We start from the raw sequence: 2550 nt of genomic DNA, 5'->3' as shown, positions 1-2550 counted from the left end.
CCGTCGGGTCGTCCGGGGGAGTGGCCGGGTCGGTCGGCGTGCCGGTGGTGGGCTCCCTGTCCCCGTCCTTCGGGGGCTCCTCGGACGGCGACGTCGTGGGCGACGTCGAGGGCGTCGCGCCCGGGACGCCGCGGTCCCGGCGCGGGTCGGCGTTCGGGTGCGGGGCGGCCGAGGAGGGCGGCGTCCCGCTCGCCACGCGCTCGGACCTGGTGAGGCCGGGCACCGGGTCCTGCGGGGCGGGGCCGGTGCTCACCGACGCCGGGTTCGTCTGGGCGTTGCTCGCCGTCGGGACGAGCGAGGCGGACTCGCCGTCCTTGGCCGAGGGCCAGGAGGTGAGCAGCCCGACGACCGCCGCGGCGGACGCGGCGACGCCCGCCGCCGCGCCGAGGCCCTTGGAGACGCCGCCGGACAGCCCGCGCCTCGGGCCGTCCACGCCGCCGCGCGGGCGGCCGCCCGCGGCGCGGGCCTTCTCCCCGCTGATCACCACGAGGGGCCTCGGGGTGACGAAGCTGGACAGCGGCCGGGCGGCCTCCTCCTCGCAGGCGGCGAGGACCCGGTCGCGGAGCCAGCCGGGCGCGCCGGACGGCGCGCGGCGGGCGAGGAGCTGCGGCAGCCGGCCCTTCTCGAAGGCGGAGATGAGATCGAGCCGAGGCTCGGACGTCCCGCGCATGAGGGTGTCGAGGACGGAGCGCTCCAGCCGCGTCCGGGCGGCGTTGAGCAGTTGCGCGACCGTGTCGGGCGCGATGCCGAGGACGAGGGCGATGTCGTGGGGTTCGAGCCATTCGCCCGCCCACAGCAGCAGCACCTCGCGGTGGTCGGAGCGCAGGGCGCCGGCGGCGCGCAGCAGCGGGTCGGAGCCGGAGAACAGCGGCGCGCCGCCGGGACCGCCCGTGCCCGCGAACGTGCCGCGCTCGGCGCAGGCCGTCCGCGACAGCGAGTACAGCCAGAGCACCCGGTCGCCGCGTGGCGGGTGGTGCACGGCCGCGGTGAACGTGTCGCCGACGGCGGCGGCCGCGAGCCTGTCGCCGACGAGCGACCAGCAGTACGCGTAGAGGCGGTCGGCGTGCGCGTCGTAGAGCGAGCCCATGTCTCCGCGCATGCCGGCCTCCTGTCCCTGTCCACACCCTGTCCGCACAGGCCGGTGTCCGCACAGCCTGGCTGACGGGACTCTAGCGCCTCCGGTCAATGCCTGAGAAGTCAGGGATTGGGGGAAACGTCGATTAGCACGGAAGGTAACGGAGGGGCATGCGCATAGTGACGTTCATGGAGATTTAAGGAAGTTCACGAAAATCAGCGGATTTCTGATCCGGTTAAGCAGGGAAGAGTCGAACTCGTTATCGAGTTACGCGGGGAGTGATCGTGACCCGGATGACCGTGGACGATGTCTACCAGCACATTCGCGGTGTCTGCTTCAAGACGGGCCCGCCCGGGCTCGTCGGCGCGGAGACCGAGTGGTTCGTCGTCGACGCCGCCGATCCCGGCGCCCACGTGGCCGGTGACCGGGTGCGCTCCCTCGTCGCGGACGCGGGCCGGCCGTCCGGCGGGAGCAGGGTGACCTACGAGCCGGGCGGTCAAGTCGAGCTCAGCTCCGCGCCGTTCGGCAAGCTCGGCGACCTGCACGCGGCCCTCGACGGCGACATCGCGCACGTGCGGGACGCGCTCGCCCCGGACGGCCTGGTCCTCGCCGGGCACGGCGTCGACCCGGTCCGGCGGCCCGTCTTCCAGGCCGACCACCCGCGCTACGCCTGCATGCGGGACTACTTCTGCTCCGGCGGCTTCACCGACGCGGGCATGGCGATGATGTGCTCGACCGCGTCCGTCCAGGTCAACCTGGACATCGGCGCCGACGACCCGGACGCGTCCCGGCGCTGGCGGCTCGTGCACGCGCTCGGCCCGGTGCTGGTCGCCGCGTTCGCGAACTCGCCGCTGCGCGCGGGGCGCCACACCGGGATGCGCTCGTCGCGGCAGGCCATCTGGACGGAGCTGGACCCCTGCCGCACGCTGCCCGTCCTGCGGGACGGCGCGGACGGCGACCCCGCCGAGGCATGGACGCGGTACGCGCTCGACGCCCGCGTCATGCTCCTGCACACCCCGGAGGGCGAGTGGGTCACCGACCCCGGGATGTCGTTCCTGGAGTGGCTGACCAGCGGCGAACCCGGCGAGGAGGACCTCACCTACCACCTGACCACCCTGTTCCCGCCCATCCGGCCGCGCGGCTGGCTGGAGCTGCGCATGATCGACGCGCTGCCCGAGCCGTACTGGCCCGTCCCCGTCGCGGTCGCGACCGCGCTGCTGGACGACCCGGCCGCGGCGTGCGCCGCCGAGGCCGCGGCCGAACCGGTGGCGGACCGGTGGGCGGAGGCCGCCCGCTGCGGCCTGTCCGACCCGGCCCTGGCCGGCGCCGCGCGGGCCTGCTTCGCCGCCGCGCTGGACGCGCTGCCGCGGCTCGGCGCGTCCGGGCTCGTCCCGCTGGTCGCCGAGTACGCCCGCCGGTACGTCGAGCGCGGGCGCACGCCCGCCGACGACACGCCGTCCCCAACGCCCCCGTCC

2 protein-coding genes are annotated in these 2550 nt (G+C 75.3%); one reads left to right on the top strand and one right to left on the bottom strand.

All coding sequences use genetic code 11. The features are described 5' to 3' along the window. A partial coding sequence (locus ETD83_RS41185; RefSeq protein WP_138650663.1) for an RNA polymerase sigma factor occupies positions 1-1099 on the bottom strand: 1099 nt, incomplete at its 3' end. Positions 1100-1368: 269 nt separating this feature from the next. Between ETD83_RS41185 and egtA the strand changes: the two genes are divergently transcribed. Further along, the coding region (egtA, locus tag ETD83_RS41180) for an ergothioneine biosynthesis glutamate--cysteine ligase EgtA (protein ID WP_329603078.1) at positions 1369-2550 on the top strand (1182 nt) is incomplete at its 3' end.

It is taken from the genome of Actinomadura soli (assembly GCF_005889715.1).
Taxonomy (GTDB): domain Bacteria; phylum Actinomycetota; class Actinomycetes; order Streptosporangiales; family Streptosporangiaceae; genus Spirillospora; species Spirillospora soli.
The sequence above is the reverse complement of the archived record's forward strand: the minus strand, read 5'-3'. Positions and strand labels throughout refer to the sequence as shown.